We start from the raw sequence: 2,384 nt of genomic DNA on the forward strand, positions 1-2,384 counted from the left end.
GTTCGGCGCCGCTCTGCGGCGGCTGCCCGCTCGCGGTGCGGGCGCGACGGGGGGCTGCCGGGGCGTCGGGCCCGGCCTCGCTCGGCGCCGCCGCGGGGCGCGCGCGGCGCGCCGGCGGCGCAGGCGGGAGCTTGCCCGCGTCCGGTCCCCACTCGTTGGGGTCGGGGACGCCCGGCGGCAGCATCGCGCGGCGGCGCGGCGTCTCGCCGCCCGGCTCCTTCGCGCCCGGCCACGCCTTCGCCACCCGCGCCGCGAGGACGAACTCCTTGCGCAGCGGATGCCCCTCGAAGCCGTCCGGCAGCAGCAGCGGGGCGAGCCCCGGATGGCCCGTGAACCCGATCCCGAACATCTCGTGGGTCTCGCGCTCGTGCCACGCCGCCCCCGCCCACACCCCCACCGCGGACGGCAGCTCCGCCGCGTCCCGCGGCAGCCGGGTGCGGACCAGGAGCCGCTCCGCACGGCCCGGTTCGCCCACCCGGGCCGCGTGGACGTACACCTCGAAGCCGTCCTCCAGCAGGTCCACCGCGCTGAGCCAGTCGAAGAACGCGCAGCCCAGCCCGTCCCGCACCGCGGTGAGCGCCTCGATCCAGCGGTCTGCCGGGACGTCCACCGTCACCACGCCGAACCGCTCCTCGGCGGCGGCCCATTCGCCGAGGGACGCCGCCTCCGCCGCCGACACCGCCGTCACGGCCGCACCAGTCCCCGCCGCAGCGCCCCCGCATCGGGCCCATCGGGCCTGCCGGGCGCATCGGGACCATCCGGCCTGCCGGAACCGTCGGCCCCGCCGTCCGCGTACCGCTCCCCCAGCGACTCCCGGGCGATCTTCTCCTGCAGCTTCAGGATCCCCTGCAGCAGCGCCTCCGGCCGCGGCGGGCAGCCCGGGACGTAGACGTCCACCGGGATGATCTGGTCGACGCCCTTGGTCACCGAGTACGAGTCCCAGTACGGGCCACCGCAGTTGGCGCAGGCGCCGAAGGAGATGACGTACTTCGGCTCCGGCATCTGCTCGTAGAGCCGCTTCACCGCCGGGGCCATCTTGTCCGTGACCGTCCCCGACACCACCATCAGGTCGGCCTGCCGCGGGCCCGGCGCGAACGGGATCACCCCGAGCCGGATGAAGTCGTGCCGCGCCATCGACGTCGCGATGAACTCGATCGCGCAGCAGGCGAGTCCGAAGTTGAAGACCCAGAGGCTGTAGCGGCGGCCCCAGTTGAGCACCAGCTTCACCGGGTCGGGTGCCAGGCGCGACAGCGCGCCGACCCGCGCCGGGCGGGACACAGGCGTCAGATCCACCGGAGCACCCCCGTCCGCCAGGCGTAGAGCAGTCCCACCGCGAGGAACCCGATGAAGACGAACATCTCCACCAGCGTCGTCGCCCCGAAACCGGGCGCCGCGAAGACCGTCGCCCACGGGAACAGGTAGATCGCGTCCACCGCGAAGATCACATAGAGGAAGGCGTAGACGTAGTACCGGATCTGGGTGTGCGCCCAGCCCTCCCCCACCGGGTCGACGCCGCACTCGTAGACCGTGTACTTCTCGGCGCCGGGGACGTCCGGCCGCAGCAGCCGGTTCGCGGCGAACGAGGCCGCCACGAAGAGCACGCCGAGCACCGCCACCAGTCCCAGCACCGAGTACGCCTGGTAGTAACCGGTATGCCCGCCCGCCGCGAGGAGGGTGTGCTTCACCGCGCCCGTCACCTCCGCCGTCCGCCGCCCGCCCGTGCGCGGCACGAGTCTAGAAGACGCACCGAGGATTCCGACCCCCGCGACCCACCCTGTTCACTTCCGCCGACCGCGGTCGGGACCGCCCGGCGGGCTCAGCGCAGCACCGCTCCGACGATCACCACGACCGCGAACACGGCCAGTGTCACGGCCATGATCCGGCTTCTGGTCTTCGCGTCCACACCACGAGGCTACTCACCCGTTTCCGCGGCACCCCCACCGCCCCCTGGGCCGCCCAGCCGATACGCCCCGACCGTCCGGTAGCCCGGACCGCCCCCGGGGCCCTCCCCCAGCCGGCTCTCCATCAGGTCCACCCGGCCCGCGGTCCACGGCCGCCCGCCGAAGCCGGACATCGCCTCGGCCAGCGGCCGCAGGTTGACGCCGTTCCGGCCCGACCCCCGTCCCGCCCCGCGCCCCGACCCGCCGCCGCGCACCAGCGCCAGCGTCAGATGCGGGGTGTACGGGCGGTCGTCCACCGTCAGCCCGGCCTCCCGCACCGCCTCCGCGACGCCAGCCGCCAGGCCGCCCAGCGCGGCGCGGTCGCCCTCGACGCCCGCCCACAGCACGGTGCCGCCGAACCGCCCGCCGCCGGCCAGCCGCAGCGTGAGCGGGGAACGCCGGGCGGCCTCCTCGGCCAGCCCGGCCTCCAGGGCGGGCAGCCGG

At 75.3% G+C, this 2,384-nt stretch carries 4 protein-coding genes; all 4 read right to left on the minus strand.

Annotated elements, in window-relative coordinates:
* A partial coding sequence (locus BIV57_RS20840; protein WP_139275745.1) for an NADH-quinone oxidoreductase subunit C occupies positions 1-688 on the minus strand: 688 nt, incomplete at its 3' end.
* Positions 685-1,314, minus strand: a complete 630-nt coding sequence (locus tag BIV57_RS20845) for an NADH-quinone oxidoreductase subunit B (protein WP_071658404.1) — start codon at positions 1,312-1,314, stop codon at positions 685-687. The genes BIV57_RS20840 and BIV57_RS20845, both read right to left, overlap by 4 nt.
* Positions 1,284-1,697, minus strand: a complete 414-nt coding sequence (locus BIV57_RS20850) for an NADH-quinone oxidoreductase subunit A (protein WP_071658405.1) — start codon at positions 1,695-1,697, stop codon at positions 1,284-1,286. The genes BIV57_RS20845 and BIV57_RS20850 overlap by 31 nt, the downstream gene beginning before the upstream one ends.
* Before the next feature lie 215 nt (positions 1,698-1,912).
* On the minus strand, positions 1,913-2,384 hold a 472-nt coding region (locus BIV57_RS20855; RefSeq protein WP_071658403.1), incomplete at its 5' end, for a 2'-5' RNA ligase family protein.

Source organism: Mangrovactinospora gilvigrisea, assembly GCF_001879105.1.
GTDB classification, from domain to species: domain Bacteria; phylum Actinomycetota; class Actinomycetes; order Streptomycetales; family Streptomycetaceae; genus Mangrovactinospora; species Mangrovactinospora gilvigrisea.